Raw genomic sequence first — 13,862 nt, forward strand, 5'->3', positions numbered from 1 at the left:
GCCATTATTTAAATTATAAAGAGGGTTGATGTTTCACATTGTCTTTAATGCTGATGAAAATTACATAAAATACAATGCAGTTTTGATGATGAGTATTATTAAAATTGCATTGAAACAAACTTGTAAACAAGAGGCAACTAAAATCTCTCCCCCCCCCCCCGCAAGACTCTAGTGAGCAAGGCTATTGCTTCCATATTTTGAGTGATTCTCTTTCGCTCTGTACGCAAAACAAACTTCAAGAGCTTGAAAAAGAACTCAACGCTCTTTATCCTTGTCGTATTCTCATACATTTTCTTAGTGGCGAGGAGTTTAAGGATTCACCCAAATGGGCAAATCATACGAATCATTTGACATATTTTAGAATCAAACTCGCTTCTGTGTTACCACAAGAAATTGACAGATGTTTATATTTAGATATAGATATGCTTGTTTTACAACCCTTAGAGGAATTGTTTGCTTTAGATTTGGGGGAAAATATCGCCGCAGTTGTGCTAGATTGCAGCAATCCTTATCAAGAAAAACGTTTAAAGGCACGAGATTCCACACAAGCGGATTTTGTCTTTCCTTTTAGGAAAGAGTATTTTAATGCAGGATTTATGTTGATTAACCTTAAGAAATGGAGAGAATCTCAAGTAGAGAGTAGAGCGTTGGAATTTATGCGCACTTTTATTACAAGAGTAGGCGACCAAGATATTTTAAACGCAGTCATTGGCAAAGAAACGCTTAAACTTCCTCCTAAGTGGAATTTCTTTATCAATCATTTCAACGCAGAGAGATTGGGAAGGGCGGATAACTTCTGTGCTGATGAGAGCAAAAACTGCCTCTATGGCTATACAAGCAAGCAATATCAAGAATCTTTCAGGCAAATTGCGATTGTGCATTATACCTTTTTGGGTGCGAAACCTTGGGAAAATGAGTGCAAAATACTAGATACCGCGTATTTGCCTCTTACTTATCCCTATTACGCGACTTGGTGGGAAATCGCGCTACAAACACCGATTTTCAATCAAGAACTAAAAGAGCTTTTAAACAATCTCAAAGAAAGAGCATTACAAGACTATGCAAAGGCACTTTCGGGCAAGTTATTGCAGTTAGAAAACAAATTATTATTGCCATTAAAAAATAAAATATCGCCATTAGAGAATGAGCTATCGCAATTACAAGCAAGAATGCAAAAAGTAGAGGAATCACAAAAAATCTATGGTGCAAAGAAACGAGTGCAAAATCACTTAAACTACAAACTAGGCGTGGTCATTGTGGAATCGCAAAATATTTTTAAGAAAGTGATTCTGCCCTTTAGAATGGCGCGGATTGTTTATTTGCACAAAAAACAGCTTAAAATCCTCCAAAGTCTTTATGCGCTTAATCCACAACTAAAGCCTCCAGCACTTTCGCGATATAGTGATTTGCAAGAGGCATTATCCTATCAAAACAGCGTTTTTTATCAAACAGGCGAAAGATTCCTAAACTCTTGCAAACAATGGTTTAAAGGAAAATTTATAAAAATTTTATAATTAAAGGCGACAAATCAAATCTTTTCTTGCAATTAAAGCGCAAATGTCTTGTAAAAATCAATGAAAAAGCGTTATAATTAGAGCTTTTATTCAGCGTTATAAAGACAAAAAGGAATCTCCGTGCCAAAAGACGCACAATACGAAAATACAACAGAAGTTTTAGAGAAAGTTCAAGAACCTATCCGCTATAAAGTCATTTTGCTAAACGATGATTACACAACACAAGAATTTGTAATAGAAGTCTTGCAAAAAATCTTTCATAAGAATTTTGAAGATTCGCTCAATCTTATGCTGCAGATTCATCACAATGGTAAGGGTGTTTGTGGAATCTACCCTTATGATATTGCCGAAATTAAAGCAGTGCAAGTGCGTAAAATGGCAAAAGAAAAGCAATATCCACTACGCGCAATTTTAGAAAAAATATAAGAGAAAAAACTATGTTTGAAATTAGTAAAGAATTAAATGTCGTGCTACAAAATGCACAAAAGGAAGCAAAGCTTAGAGGACACGAATATTTAACCTTAGAGCATATTTTTCAAGCTTTATTAGAAAACAAAAAAGTCATTAAAGCCTTGCAAGAATGTGGCGGAAATATTGAAATAATGAAACAGCAAGTTAAAAGATATTTAGAGCATTTTTTGACTGCTTTTCCAGAATATAAAGACAACAACGAAATGCCACAAGAAACGCTTGCAGTTACGCGTGTAATTGAAATGATGATAAGTCATGTAAGAGGCTCACAACGCAAACAAGCGCAAGTGAGTGATTTGCTTGCTGCGATTTTGGAGGAGGAAAAGGCATTTTGCACACAGGTTCTTAAAACGCAAGGAATCACGCGTTTGAATATCCTAGAATACATCACAGAAAATCAAGAGGAATTTAATATTGGCTTGGACAAAACAGAGGACAAAGTAGAATCCAATCAAAGACAAGAGGAGCAATCAGAATCCGCATTAGAGAGATTCTGCACAAATTTGACGCAAGAAGCAAGAGAGGGCAAGATTGACCCTGTCATCGGGAGAGAAGTAGAAATTCGTCGATGCTTTGAAATTCTATTGCGCAAGAAGAAGAATAATCCTTTATTAGTCGGTGAGCCTGGTGTTGGAAAAACTGCAGTAGCCGAAGGATTAGCCCTTAAAATCACGCAAGAAGCAAGTCCTTTGGATAAAACTGAAATTTATATGCTCAATATGGGCGCACTCGTGGCAGGAACAAAATATCGGGGAGACTTTGAAAAACGCATTAAACTCCTAAGTGATGAAGTGCTTGAGCGCGGGAATGTCGTGCTTTTTATTGATGAGATTCATATGCTCATTGGTGCAGGGGCAACAAATAGTGGTAGTATGGACGCAAGCAATCTACTCAAACCTATGCTTGGTAACGGAAAACTACGTTGCATAGGAGCTAGCACTTATGCGGAATATCGCTCCTTTTTAGACAAAGACAAGGCACTTTCACGTCGTTTTGCCAAAGTGGAAGTAAAAGAGCCAACCCAAGAGGAAAGCATTTTGATTTTGCAGGGCGTGAAAAAATATTACGAAAATCATCACAATGTGCGCTATACTGATGAGGGAATCGCATTAATGGTAGAACTATCGGTGCGTTATCTGCACGAGCGATTCTTGCCCGATAAGGCGATTGACATTATGGACGAAGTGGGCGCGAGCTACAAGCTAGATGGCAGGAGTGGAAAGGTAAGCCTACAAAGCATCAAACAAATGGTAGCCAAAATGGCTAAAATTCCGGAAATTGAAGCAACTAAGAATGATAAAAGCTTGCTTAAAAACTTGGAAAAACATCTCAAAAGTAGAATCTTCGGACAAGACGAAGCCATTAGTGAAGTCGTTAGTGCGTTAAAACGCAACAAAGCAGGGTTAAGCACTCCAAATAAACCCATAGGCTCTTTTCTTTTTAGCGGTCCAAGCGGAGTGGGTAAAACAGAACTTGCAAAAGAGCTTGCAAAATCCCTTAATATCAACTTTGAGCGCATTGATATGAGCGAATATATGGAGAAATTCTCTACTTCCCAGCTTATTGGTGCAGCGGCAGGATATGTTGGCTATGAAAAAGGTGGAATTCTCACAGAGATGATAAAGAAAAATCCACATACTTTGCTACTCTTAGACGAAGTAGAAAAGGCACACCCTGAAGTCTTGAATCTCTTTTTGCAGGTAATGGATTATGGAAAATTAACCGACAATAACGGACAAAGTATAGACTTTTCTTCAGTCATTTTGATTTTAACTTCTAATGTTGGTTCTAAAGAATCCCCAATTCTAGGCTTCAAAAAAGATTCCAACACGCGCTTTAATAGTGCGATTAAAGAGACTTTTTCGCCTGAATTTAGGAATCGCCTAGACGCAATTATCGCCTTTAATGCGCTAAGTCCAAAAGAAATTTTAAAAATTGTAGAAAAAAACATTGCGGATTTGAATCAACAAATTAAAGCAAAGGGAATTGAAGTCGTTTTGGAAAAAAGTGCGAGAGAGTATTTGGCAGAAGTTGGATTCAATACCGAACTTGGCGCGCGTCCTTTGGCACTTGTGATTCAAAAAGAAATCAAGAATCCGATGAGTGATTTGATGTTGTTTGGAGATTTAGAGAAAGGTGGAAAAATATTTTTTGAATACAAAAATAAACAGCTGATATACCATAGTCAAAAACCTCAAAAAACAACCGCTAAAAAAACCAAAAAGAGCACAAAAGGCAAAGAATGATAGATTTTGCTTGGAATTTAGAATCGCAAGTCGCAGCCATCTATCGTGTAAGTGGCTATGTGCATGGGATTAGTGAGATAGAATCTCAAAGGCTAGATTCCTTTTTTGGATTAGAAAAAGAAATCAAACTTTTATGTGCCAATACAGAGTCCTTTTTGTTTCGTGATTTAGGGGTTAATGTTTTGTTGTGGGGAGCAAGAGGTTGTGGTAAAAGCTCATTGATTAAGGCAATTTTGCTTCAATATGCTAAAGAGGGTTTGAGGATTTTGCAAATTGAAAAAGAGCATTTAGAGATTCTGCCAGAGGTTTTAGATATTTTGCGCAATAAACATTATAAATTTATTATTTTTTGTGATGATTTGAGTTTTGAACAAGATGAAAAAACTTATAAAAACCTTAAAAGCATATTGGAGGGAGGTTTAGAATCTTTGCCTAAAAATATAAAAATCTATGCGACTTCCAACCGACGACATTTGTTGCCTGAATTCCACGATGAGAACGAGATATTTGGCTATGAAGGAAATGAGGATAAAATCGCTTTAAGCGACCGCTTTCCTTTGTGTATAGGATTCTACACGCAAGGCAATGCGGAGTATTTGGAAGTTTTGGCGGGATATTTTAAGAAAGAAAAAGACACAAAAGAATGGGAAAAAATTTGTAGAATCGCATTACAATATGCTGTTCAAAAAGGCACACGCAATCCTCGCACTGCGGCACAATTTTATACACTTTATCAAAGCGGTTTGTTGGATTATCTATAAAGGAGAAAAAATGATTAAAAAATGTTTATTCCCAGCTGCTGGCTATGGCACACGATTCTTGCCTGCAACAAAAACAACACCCAAAGAAATGCTACCTATTATCAATAAACCCTTGATTCAATATGGTGTGGAAGAGGCAATGGAAGCTGGAATCTTTAATATGGCAATCGTTACAGGACGTGGAAAAAGGTCGCTAGAGGATTATTTTGATATTAATTATGAATTAGAACATCAGCTAAAAGGCACAAGCAAAGAGAATCTTTTAAAAGATATTCGCAATGTTTTGGAGACTTGCAGTTTTTCTTACACACGGCAAATGGAAATGAAAGGCTTAGGACACGCAATATTAGTTGGAGAAAGTCTTGTTGGAAATGAACCTTTTGCGGTAATTTTGAGTGATGACTTATGTGATAATGAGGGAGGGCAGGGCGTATTAAGCCAAATGTGTAAAATCTATGCAAAATATCGTTGCTCTATTGTTGCAGTAGAAGAAGTCGCACTAGAAGAGGTGAGCAAATATGGTGTGATTGCGGGAAGAAAAATAGATGAAGATGTTTTTGTTGTGGATAATATGATTGAAAAACCAAGTCAAGAGGAAGCTCCAAGCAATTTAGCGATTATTGGACGCTATATTTTAACACCAGATATTTTTGAGATTCTACATCGTACCAAACCCGGAAAAAATGGTGAAATTCAAATCACTGATGCACTTTTAGAACAATGTAAAAAGGGTATGGTGCTTGGGTATAAATTCAAAGGTGTGCGCTATGATTGCGGAAGTGTAGATGGTTTTGTCAAAGCCACAAATATTTTTTATGATAAGCTAAAGCGATAGAATCAAGAAATGTATAGTTTTAATTTTTATCTTTTTATCTTTTTGTTTTTATGTCTCTTGATGATGCCATTTTTTTTGCTTGGGGGCGGATTTATTATTTATGAAAGAATCCAAGCTTATCTTGCGGCGATAAGAGGACGAGAGAAAAAGTTTCATAACATCAACTATCTTGTTTCTATTTTTAAAGATGAAAATTCTGAACAAGAATTATTAGAAGAAGCATTAGCTGCTTTCAATCAGCATTTTTTACATTTTGGGGATATAGGAAAAGAGAGCAAGGAATATCAAGGACGACTTGATTTTATCGGTGCGCTTTCTTGGTGTCCCAAAATGGACATTGACCGCGTGGTAAATTACCGAGAAGATCTTGTTAAAGCTAATCCAAACTTTAAAAAAGAAATTGAAACCGTCATTGGTCAAGCATTGAAAAATCGTGATGAGAAAAAAGGTAAAAAGAAATGATAAATCAAAAAAGGAAATGTAATGGATTTTTTAGCATTAAAGGGTGAAACGCGTTTGCAAGGAGCAATCAATATCGCAGGAGCAAAAAATTCTGCCTTGCCTCTCATTGCATTAACCTTGCTTACGACAAATAAAGTCATTCTTGAAAATTTGCCCAATGTAGTGGATATTAAGACATTCTTTAGTCTTCTAGATATGCTAGGTTGTCAAGTTTGCGAAATAGATAGCCACACAACAAGTGTAGAAATCTCCAAACTCAACAGCACAAAAGCAACTTATGATATTGTGCGCAAAATGCGTGCTTCTATCTTGGTTTTAGGACCGCTTTTGGGGAGATTTGGACATTGTGAAGTTAGTTTGCCTGGAGGTTGTGCGATTGGAGCTCGTCCAGTAGATTTACATATTAAAGCATTAGAAAAAATGGGTGCAGAGATTCGTATTGAGGGAGGTTATATTGTCGCAACCGCCAAAGAGGGATTAAAAGGCACAACGATTAATTTTGATAAAATCACGGTTACAGGAACAGAAAACATACTAATGGCAGCTGCAATGGCAAAGGGTAAGACAACGATTATCAATGCGGCTAAAGAGCCTGAAGTCGTCCAACTCTGCGAGATTCTAAAAGAAAGTGGTATGGAAATTAATGGAATCGGAAGTGATGAGATTGAAATCTATGGAACAAATATGGAAGGCTTAAAATTGCCAGAAAAAATTGCCGTGATTCCAGACCGCATTGAAGCAGGAACTTACCTTTGTGCTGGAGCAATCACAAATTCTCAAATCACCTTGCACAAAATTAATCCCAATCATTTGGGAGCAGTCATTTCTAAGCTAGAGGAAATTGGCTTTAAACTTACTTTTAACCACGATTCCATTACAATTTATCCTGCTCAAAAACGCAATAGCTTTGAGCTTTCTACGACAGAATATCCGGGATTCCCCACAGATATGCAAGCTCAATTTATGGCACTTGCAACACAATGTGAGGGAAGTAGTATTATTGAAGAAAGATTGTTTGAAAATCGCTTTATGCATGTAAGTGAGTTGCAAAGAATGGGTGCAAACATCAGTTTGCGGGGAAATACTGCAACCATCTATGGAATCAGCGAATTAATCGGTGCAGATGTTATGGCGACAGATTTACGCGCTTCTAGTGCCTTAGTGCTTGCGGGTCTCGTCGCAAAGGGAGAAACAAACATTCATAGAATTTATCATTTGGATAGAGGCTATGAAGATTTGGAAGCAAAGCTCACAAAATTGGGTGCTCAAATTTCCCGTTTGCAAGAATAGGGTAGCAATGGATATCTCGCATATTCCTGTTTTATTAAATCAAGTCGTAGAATCTTTCCAAACACCCCCAATACAAAAGGGTGGGGTGCTAATTGATTGCACTTTGGGCTTTGGGGGACATAGTGAGGCACTCTTAAGGGCTTATCCCAAACTTGAAATTATAGGAATTGACCAAGACAAAAACGCTATTACCTTTGCTAGTGAGCGACTAAGGGGATTTGGAAAGAGATTTTCTTATCAATTTGGTAGATATAGTGAAGTGCTAAGGCAGCTTTTGGAGAATGTGGAATTGTATAAAAATCTTGTTGGAATCTTGGCAGATATTGGTGTTTCCTCTTTGCAATTTGATGATAGAAGTCGCGGATTCTGCTTTGATTCAGAAACGCTTGATATGCGAATGAATCAAGAACAAATTTTAAATGCAAAAGAAATTGTAAATCATTATACTCCCAATCAATTGGAGCAAATTTTTAGAGATTTTGGAGAGATTAGAGAGTATAAAAAGCTTACGCGTTTGATTATAGAATCGCGTAAAATAGAGAAAATTACAAGCTCAAAAGACTTAAGTTCTCTTATTGTCAAGCACTTTAAGCACCCAAAGATTCACCCTGCAACACAAGCCTTTCAAGCTTTAAGAATCGCAGTAAATGATGAATTAGGAGAACTCAAGCGTCTGCTTGAAAATATAAGGAGTTGCCCGCTACAAAAAGGAGCAAGACTTTCTATTATCTCTTTTCATTCGCTAGAGGATAGATTGGTTAAAACTGCCTTTAAGGAATGGGAGAGAAAATGTATTTGCGGGAGTGGGGTAATGCGATGTGTTTGCGGAAATAATCATCAAAAGGGGAGGAATCTCTACAAAAAACCTTTGTGTGCTTCTAAGGAGGAGATAAACGCAAATCCACGCTCACGAAGTGCAAAATTACGCAGTTTTGAATTTGGAAGTGTTGAGTAATGGAATCCTATGAAAATTTGCGCTTAGAGCAAAAAGATAAAATACGAAAATGTAGCTTTTGGGAAAGATTCACCAAAAAAGAAAGTGAAATCTTAGAAGAAAATTTAGATTTTTTAGAAGAACGTTATCAAAAAACAAATCAAGATTCTGCACCAACAATTCAAGAAAATCTATTGTTTCAAGATTCCAAAGAAAATCTTGTTTTGTTAGATGATTTAATGTTGAAAACGAATTTGTCCTCTAATGCAGAGACGCAGCAAACAGCAAGCTTGAATCCGCAAGAAAAAGAAGCTGTTTTAGAAGTGGATTTTATCTCTAAAGAGATTCCATTTAAGGTTGTATGTATGCTAATGATTGCAATGTTTGCAATCTTTTTACTTTTTATGCCCAAAATTTATATTCGCAACAATATTTATTATACGAGTCGCAATTTGATTCAACTTCAGGCACAACTAGATTCTTTAAATGAAGAAAATAAACATATTAAAAAACAGCTAGAGGATATTAAATTTAAAAATTTGACGCACGAATTAGATTTCTAGCAAAGGCTAGGAGAGGGCGGTTGTGGAATCCCCTTAAGCCTCAAACTTAAAAGAAGCACTCTTAGACGAATAAGAACCATACCACCACAAGCCAGATTCGGAGTTGTCAAGCTTTTTGCCTATCCATTGTGCGCTATATTGTTCATAGGAGGTAGAAATTGTAAGCGTATTTGGACTTTTGAGCCAATCTTGGAGAATCGGGTTGTTTTGATTTTCTTTATCTTTAGGAATCCCAACAAACATTTCAAGGCTAGAATTAATCAAATTCTGTAGGAAAGCCATTTTATCTTCTTTTGATGTTTGCAAATTAGAGTTTTTATCCTGTAGTGCTTTAGAAGCATCATTGGTTTCAAATAAGAAAAGCATATTGTTAAGCTTGTTTTGCAAACCCTCGCCAAAGTCGTTGAAATCTCCGTCAAAATCTATATTGAAAGTTTGTCCCTCTAAAAGACTTTTGATGGCAGAGGAAATGGATTCTTGTCCATTAGTGAGTTGATTTTCAAAATTCTTGCCCAATGCAAATTGGTTTTGTGTATTCATCTTATTACCATTTTTGTCGGTAAATTCCGCATTAAAAGTTGCGACAAAAGAAGAGGAATATTGCAAACTTTGTGAATATTCTCCACTTTGGCTATTGTAGCTTAAAGTATAAGTGAGGCTTTGTGTAAATTCAATACTCGCAGTATTAAAGATTGAGCCTATATACACGCCCCCTTTAGAGCTACCCGGCGCATTGGCACTTGAAGCGGGCAATTTGGAGTTTTGAATAATGCTATCTATCATCATATTGGCATATTCGTCGTATCCACCCTCTAGTGCGTCCGCTAGATTTCTCAACATCACATTTGCTAAACTATTTTGCGCTTTGTCTATGGGGTTGATATTCAATAGGCTTTGCTTGATTTCACTCTCCATTGTCGCTTTGGTGTCTTGAGTATTTGCCTTGGTATTTTTATCTTCTGTTTTGTCGCTATTGTTACGCTCTTGATTCACCTTTGGTTTAAGATTCTCAATCCCGCTTGTAACAAAAGGATTTTTGAATAAATTATTTTGAAAAGAAATTGCCATTTTGGATTCTCCTTGATGATTTTATATGAAATAATATCGTCAAAAATAAATAAAATCTTAATAGCCAGTTATCTATTTTTGATAGGGAGATAAGTGTTTTTAAATAAAAAAGTTTGAAAATTATAGTTTTCAATACAAAAATTAAAATTTTTGCCATAGATTTCTGCTATAATCAAAAATTCATTTTTTATTAAACTTTATTTTATTTAAGGATTTATAATGCGTTATCCGCTTGATTTCAAAGATGATTTTCCCAATAATTTATTATTTTGGATGGAACGTTTTGTTTATAGCAAACTCAACAGCTTATCCAATCATCAAGTAAAAGACAAAAAAGGAATCATTGCTGCTTTGAATTTATTAAGACGTGGAATCGTAGAAATTAAAGATTTGAAAGAAATTTGCAAACAATGTCGTAATGCCGGATTAATTGGTATTAATACTTATATTCAACCGCTTTTAAAGCTTTATGATTACTTAAATTATTTGGGGCTTGCAAGCCTAAAAGAAGTAGATGAAGAAATGCTTAAGGAGTTTTTAACTATCCATACAAGTGCGCTTTCAGATGCAACGAAAAAAAACTATCGTATGACGCTTTTAAATTTCTTTAGCTTCATTGATAAGCAAAATGAAGACGACGAAGGGGCTTCTTACAATTTCCATATTGAACTCAAAAATTGGGGTGGATTGCGCGGTAAAAGCGGACAAAAACTACCCTCTTATATGAATGAAGATGAAGTGCGTCGCTTTTTAAATGGCATTGATTGTTTTCCTTTTAAGCACGAATCTTTGGGTGCGCGCAATCGTCTGCTATTAAAAATTATTATTTATACAGGGATTCGCGTCAGTGAGGCATTGAATCTGAAAATCAAAGACATTATGCTAGATGGAGAATTTTTCATCATTCAAGTGCGCGGCAAAGGCAATAAGCCTCGCGTCGTGATGATAAAGGCAAAAAACATTGATTACGATTTCTCAAGTTGGATAAACTCTCGTCCCAACGAAGTGCAAGATGATTTGGTTTTTTGCAATCAAAAAGGCAAGAATCTCACTCAAGCCTATGTTAGCCGCATTGTTGAACAAGTTTTGCTTACAAATGGAATCCGCAAAGAGAAGAATGGTGCGCATATGTTGCGACATAGTTTTGCCACCCTACTCTATCAAAAAAGTCAAGATTTGGTGCTAGTTCAAGAAGCACTTGGACACGCGAGTTTGGATACTTCGCGCATTTACACACATTTTGATAAACAAAAGCTTAAAAACACCACAGAAATTATGAATTAGCTATTATTTAAAATAAAAAAAAAGCCGATATATTCCTAAATTAATTCTTAGGAGCGATGATGAATCCCATTAACACAAACACGAGCGGTTATCAAGCAGCAAAGGCAAATGCAGCGGCATTAGGAGCAAAACTTGTCAGTTATTTTGAAACAGAGGATATGGCGGCAACAACTATTACAAGTGATTCTAAAAAACCACAAACCTTACAAGAATTGCAAAGCTATATCACTGAAAAATATGGCGTCAATCGTGCGGATAAAACAATTGAAGGAATCCCTGCAACTCTCAATGTTTCCCCTACTTTCTTGCAAGAAGCACTGAAAAATCCAGAAAAAATGCAGTGGCTAGAGGAGAACTTGCAAGCAATGCAATCTTTAAATTCAAGTATGTTTGCAGGCACTCTCACGCAAGTGAGTTACAGCATAGACGCTAAAGGAGAAATCACGATGATAACAAGCGGTTCAAGCGACCCTGATGGAAGGATAGCAAAAGAAAATGCGTCGCGCAAGCAAGAGGAACAGAGATTGAAAGAAAAGCAAGAACAAAAGCGACTAGAGGAGCAAAAAGCCTTGGAAGAATCTCTGCAAAAAGCACAAGAGGCGAAACAAAATGGAGATTCTCATTTTACTTTTAGCATTAGCGGGGCAAATATGCAGACAATCCAAAATAAGATTCAAGAATCCTTGCAAAACACTATGCAAAACCACTTAAATATGGAAGTGTAAGGTTATGAATCCTTAAATTCGGGTTTCCCTCGTTTTTGTGTGTATCCTATTTAGTGGAATTTGGATTTGCAGGTGAGTGAGTTGCTAACACAACACATATTTCGGCTTTGCCTCTCAAGGAAATAGAATCCGCAAGGACATAGCAAAAGTGTAAGATATAGTTAATGCAAAAAGTGTCGTTTGCCTGTGAAATAAAGTGCGATTCCATATGTGTTTGCGCACTCCACCACTTCCTCATCTCGGATACTTCCTCCGGGTTCAATGATTGCACTCACACCTACTTTATGTGCTTCTTCAATGCTATCTTTAAAAGGAAAAAACGCCTCACTTGCCAAAACACAACCCCTTAAGTCAAGCCCCATTTCTTGTGCTTTTTTGATTGCAGCTTTTGCGGCATCTACGCGACTTGTCATTCCCATACCCACAGCAACCATTGCGGAATTCTTGACATACACAACACAATTTGATTTCACAAAACTCGCGACTTTGTAGGCAATCTCCAAATCTTGTATTTGTGATTCACTCGCCTGTGTTTTGCTCACACACTTGGCGTTTTTGACTTCATTTTCTGTAATGGAATCGGAATCTTGCAAGACGAACCCACCCTCAATATGTTTGAAATCTTGCGTATCTTTTGGAATTTCTAAATAATCCCCGCCACAAACAAAAAGTTTGATTTTTTTCTTTGTCTCAAAGAGTGCTAAGGCTTCTTGCGTAATTTGCGGTGCAACTAACACCTCAATAAAAATCTTGTTTATTTCTTGGGCTAGCTCTAAATCCACGATTCCATTGACTGCCACGACACCACCAAAGGCAGAGATGGAATCGCACTTTAATGCTTGTATGTAGGATTCTATCAAAGTGTCTTTTAGCGCAAATCCACAAGGGTTAGCGTGTTTGATGATACAGACACAAGGACGCTTGCCGAAGCTAGAGGCAATTTTCACCGCACTATTAATGTCTGTGAGATTGTTAAAACTCACTTCACCTTTAAGCGTTTGAAAAGTCTTGGAATAAAAATCTTTAAACTCATAATACGCACCTTTTTGATGTGGATTCTCTCCATAACGCGTTGGGGCAACAAGCTTTCCAGCAATAAAATGAGATTCTCCAAATCCGTCATTGAATCGCTTATTCATATAATTTGCAATAGTGCAATCATAATGCGCAGTATGCTCGTAAGCCTTAATCATCATCTTTTGACGAAATTCCAATGTATTTTGGTTGTTTTGAAGCCGCATTAAGACTTCGTTGTAATCCGCAGGATTCGTGAGGATTAGCACGGATTCAAAATTCTTTGCCGCAGCACGCACCATTGAAGGTCCGCCAATATCTATGTTTTCAATGATTTCTCCAAAATCCTCTGTGCGCTCTATCGTGGCTTTGAAAGGATAAAGATTAACACAGACTAAAGAAATATCACGGATTCCAAACTCTTGCGCCTTTACTCTATCCTCTGCGTTCTCCCGCCGATAAAGAATCCCGCCGTGAATTTTTGGGTGCAAAGTCTTGACTCTCCCATCAAACATTTCTGGACTTTGCGTGTATTTTGCGACATCTAATGCCTGAATATTGTTTTCTTGCAAAACCTTTAATGTCCCGCCTGTGGATAGAATCTCATAGCCAAGATTTAACAAGCCTTTTGCAAACTCTACAATTCCGCTTTTATCACTTACACTTAAAAGTGCCGTCATCTTTACTCCTTCTTT

General features: G+C 36.8%; 13 protein-coding genes and 1 pseudogene. 12 read left to right on the forward strand and 2 right to left on the reverse strand.

The features are described 5' to 3' along the window. Positions 1-28 precede the first annotated feature (28 nt). The 10 genes and pseudogenes from CQA43_RS09435 to CQA43_RS00695 all read left to right on the forward strand — a co-directional run bounded on the left by CQA43_RS09435 (position 29) and on the right by CQA43_RS00695 (position 9,076). A complete protein-coding gene (locus tag CQA43_RS09435) occupies positions 29-172 on the forward strand; it encodes a hypothetical protein (RefSeq protein WP_181881582.1) in 144 nt (47 codons plus the stop codon). Between the two features lie 16 nt (positions 173-188). Next, positions 189-1,514: pseudogene (locus CQA43_RS00655) on the forward strand (glycosyltransferase family 8 protein); the annotation flags it as partial. A 120-nt stretch (positions 1,515-1,634) separates the two neighbouring features. Beyond that, entirely contained in the window at positions 1,635-1,940 is a 306-nt protein-coding gene (locus CQA43_RS00660; RefSeq protein WP_115550690.1) for an ATP-dependent Clp protease adaptor ClpS, read from the forward strand. A gap of 11 nt (positions 1,941-1,951) precedes the next feature. Then, a complete protein-coding gene (locus tag CQA43_RS00665) occupies positions 1,952-4,231 on the forward strand; it encodes an AAA family ATPase (RefSeq protein ID WP_115550691.1) in 2,280 nt (759 codons plus the stop codon). Beyond that, positions 4,228-4,992, forward strand: coding sequence for a DUF815 domain-containing protein (locus CQA43_RS00670; RefSeq protein WP_115550692.1), 765 nt, complete (start codon positions 4,228-4,230; stop codon positions 4,990-4,992). Before CQA43_RS00665 ends, CQA43_RS00670 begins: the two co-directional genes overlap by 4 nt. A gap of 10 nt (positions 4,993-5,002) precedes the next feature. Next, the gene (gene galU / locus CQA43_RS00675; protein WP_115550693.1) at positions 5,003-5,827 is read left to right on the forward strand and encodes a UTP--glucose-1-phosphate uridylyltransferase GalU; all 825 of its coding nucleotides are present in this window, start codon (positions 5,003-5,005) and stop codon (positions 5,825-5,827) included. 9 nt (positions 5,828-5,836) lie between these two features. Beyond that, complete coding sequence (locus CQA43_RS00680; protein WP_115550694.1) at positions 5,837-6,289, forward strand: DUF3800 domain-containing protein; 453 nt, start codon at positions 5,837-5,839, stop codon at positions 6,287-6,289. 21 nt (positions 6,290-6,310) lie between these two features. Then, positions 6,311-7,579 (forward strand): UDP-N-acetylglucosamine 1-carboxyvinyltransferase, encoded by a 1,269-nt coding sequence (gene murA, locus CQA43_RS00685; protein WP_115550695.1) that lies wholly within the window; start codon positions 6,311-6,313, stop codon positions 7,577-7,579. A 7-nt stretch (positions 7,580-7,586) separates the two neighbouring features. Next, entirely contained in the window at positions 7,587-8,534 is a 948-nt protein-coding gene (gene rsmH / locus CQA43_RS00690; RefSeq protein WP_115550696.1) for a 16S rRNA (cytosine(1402)-N(4))-methyltransferase RsmH, read from the forward strand. After that, positions 8,534-9,076: a hypothetical protein gene (locus tag CQA43_RS00695; protein ID WP_115550697.1), complete on the forward strand. Its 543-nt coding sequence runs from the start codon at positions 8,534-8,536 to the stop codon at positions 9,074-9,076. The genes rsmH and CQA43_RS00695 overlap by 1 nt, the downstream gene beginning before the upstream one ends. A gap of 33 nt (positions 9,077-9,109) precedes the next feature. Here the strand turns inward: CQA43_RS00695 and CQA43_RS00700 are convergent, their stop codons facing one another. Beyond that, positions 9,110-10,144 (reverse strand): hypothetical protein, encoded by a 1,035-nt coding sequence (locus CQA43_RS00700; RefSeq protein ID WP_115550698.1) that lies wholly within the window; start codon positions 10,142-10,144, stop codon positions 9,110-9,112. A 219-nt stretch (positions 10,145-10,363) separates the two neighbouring features. Here CQA43_RS00700 and CQA43_RS00705 point away from each other — a divergent pair, with 219 nt between their 5' ends. Both CQA43_RS00705 and CQA43_RS00710 read left to right on the forward strand, forming a co-directional pair. Further along, entirely contained in the window at positions 10,364-11,428 is a 1,065-nt protein-coding gene (locus CQA43_RS00705) for a tyrosine-type recombinase/integrase (RefSeq protein ID WP_115550699.1), read from the forward strand. Between the two features lie 59 nt (positions 11,429-11,487). Continuing rightward, entirely contained in the window at positions 11,488-12,153 is a 666-nt protein-coding gene (locus CQA43_RS00710; protein ID WP_115550700.1) for a hypothetical protein, read from the forward strand. Between the two features lie 161 nt (positions 12,154-12,314). Here CQA43_RS00710 and purH read toward each other — a convergent pair whose 3' ends face one another. Beyond that, positions 12,315-13,847: a bifunctional phosphoribosylaminoimidazolecarboxamide formyltransferase/IMP cyclohydrolase gene (gene purH, locus CQA43_RS00715; protein ID WP_115550701.1), complete on the reverse strand. Its 1,533-nt coding sequence runs from the start codon at positions 13,845-13,847 to the stop codon at positions 12,315-12,317. Positions 13,848-13,862 lie beyond the last annotated feature (15 nt).

This window comes from Helicobacter ganmani (genome assembly GCF_003364315.1).
GTDB lineage: Bacteria > Campylobacterota > Campylobacteria > Campylobacterales > Helicobacteraceae > Helicobacter_D > Helicobacter_D ganmani.

Coding starts and splice junctions, on each gene's coding strand:
- CQA43_RS09435 (WP_181881582.1), top strand. CDS start 29: ATGTTTCACATTGTCTTTAATGCTGATGAAAATTACATAAAATACAAT.
- CQA43_RS00665 (WP_115550691.1), top strand. CDS start 1,952: ATGTTTGAAATTAGTAAAGAATTAAATGTCGTGCTACAAAATGCACAA.
- CQA43_RS00670 (WP_115550692.1), top strand. CDS start 4,228: ATGATAGATTTTGCTTGGAATTTAGAATCGCAAGTCGCAGCCATCTAT.
- galU (WP_115550693.1), top strand. CDS start 5,003: ATGATTAAAAAATGTTTATTCCCAGCTGCTGGCTATGGCACACGATTC.
- CQA43_RS00680 (WP_115550694.1), top strand. CDS start 5,837: ATGTATAGTTTTAATTTTTATCTTTTTATCTTTTTGTTTTTATGTCTC.
- murA (WP_115550695.1), top strand. CDS start 6,311: ATGGATTTTTTAGCATTAAAGGGTGAAACGCGTTTGCAAGGAGCAATC.
- rsmH (WP_115550696.1), top strand. CDS start 7,587: ATGGATATCTCGCATATTCCTGTTTTATTAAATCAAGTCGTAGAATCT.
- CQA43_RS00695 (WP_115550697.1), top strand. CDS start 8,534: ATGGAATCCTATGAAAATTTGCGCTTAGAGCAAAAAGATAAAATACGA.
- CQA43_RS00700 (WP_115550698.1), bottom strand. CDS start 10,144: ATGGCAATTTCTTTTCAAAATAATTTATTCAAAAATCCTTTTGTTACA.
- CQA43_RS00705 (WP_115550699.1), top strand. CDS start 10,364: ATGCGTTATCCGCTTGATTTCAAAGATGATTTTCCCAATAATTTATTA.
- CQA43_RS00710 (WP_115550700.1), top strand. CDS start 11,488: ATGAATCCCATTAACACAAACACGAGCGGTTATCAAGCAGCAAAGGCA.
- purH (WP_115550701.1), bottom strand. CDS start 13,847: ATGACGGCACTTTTAAGTGTAAGTGATAAAAGCGGAATTGTAGAGTTT.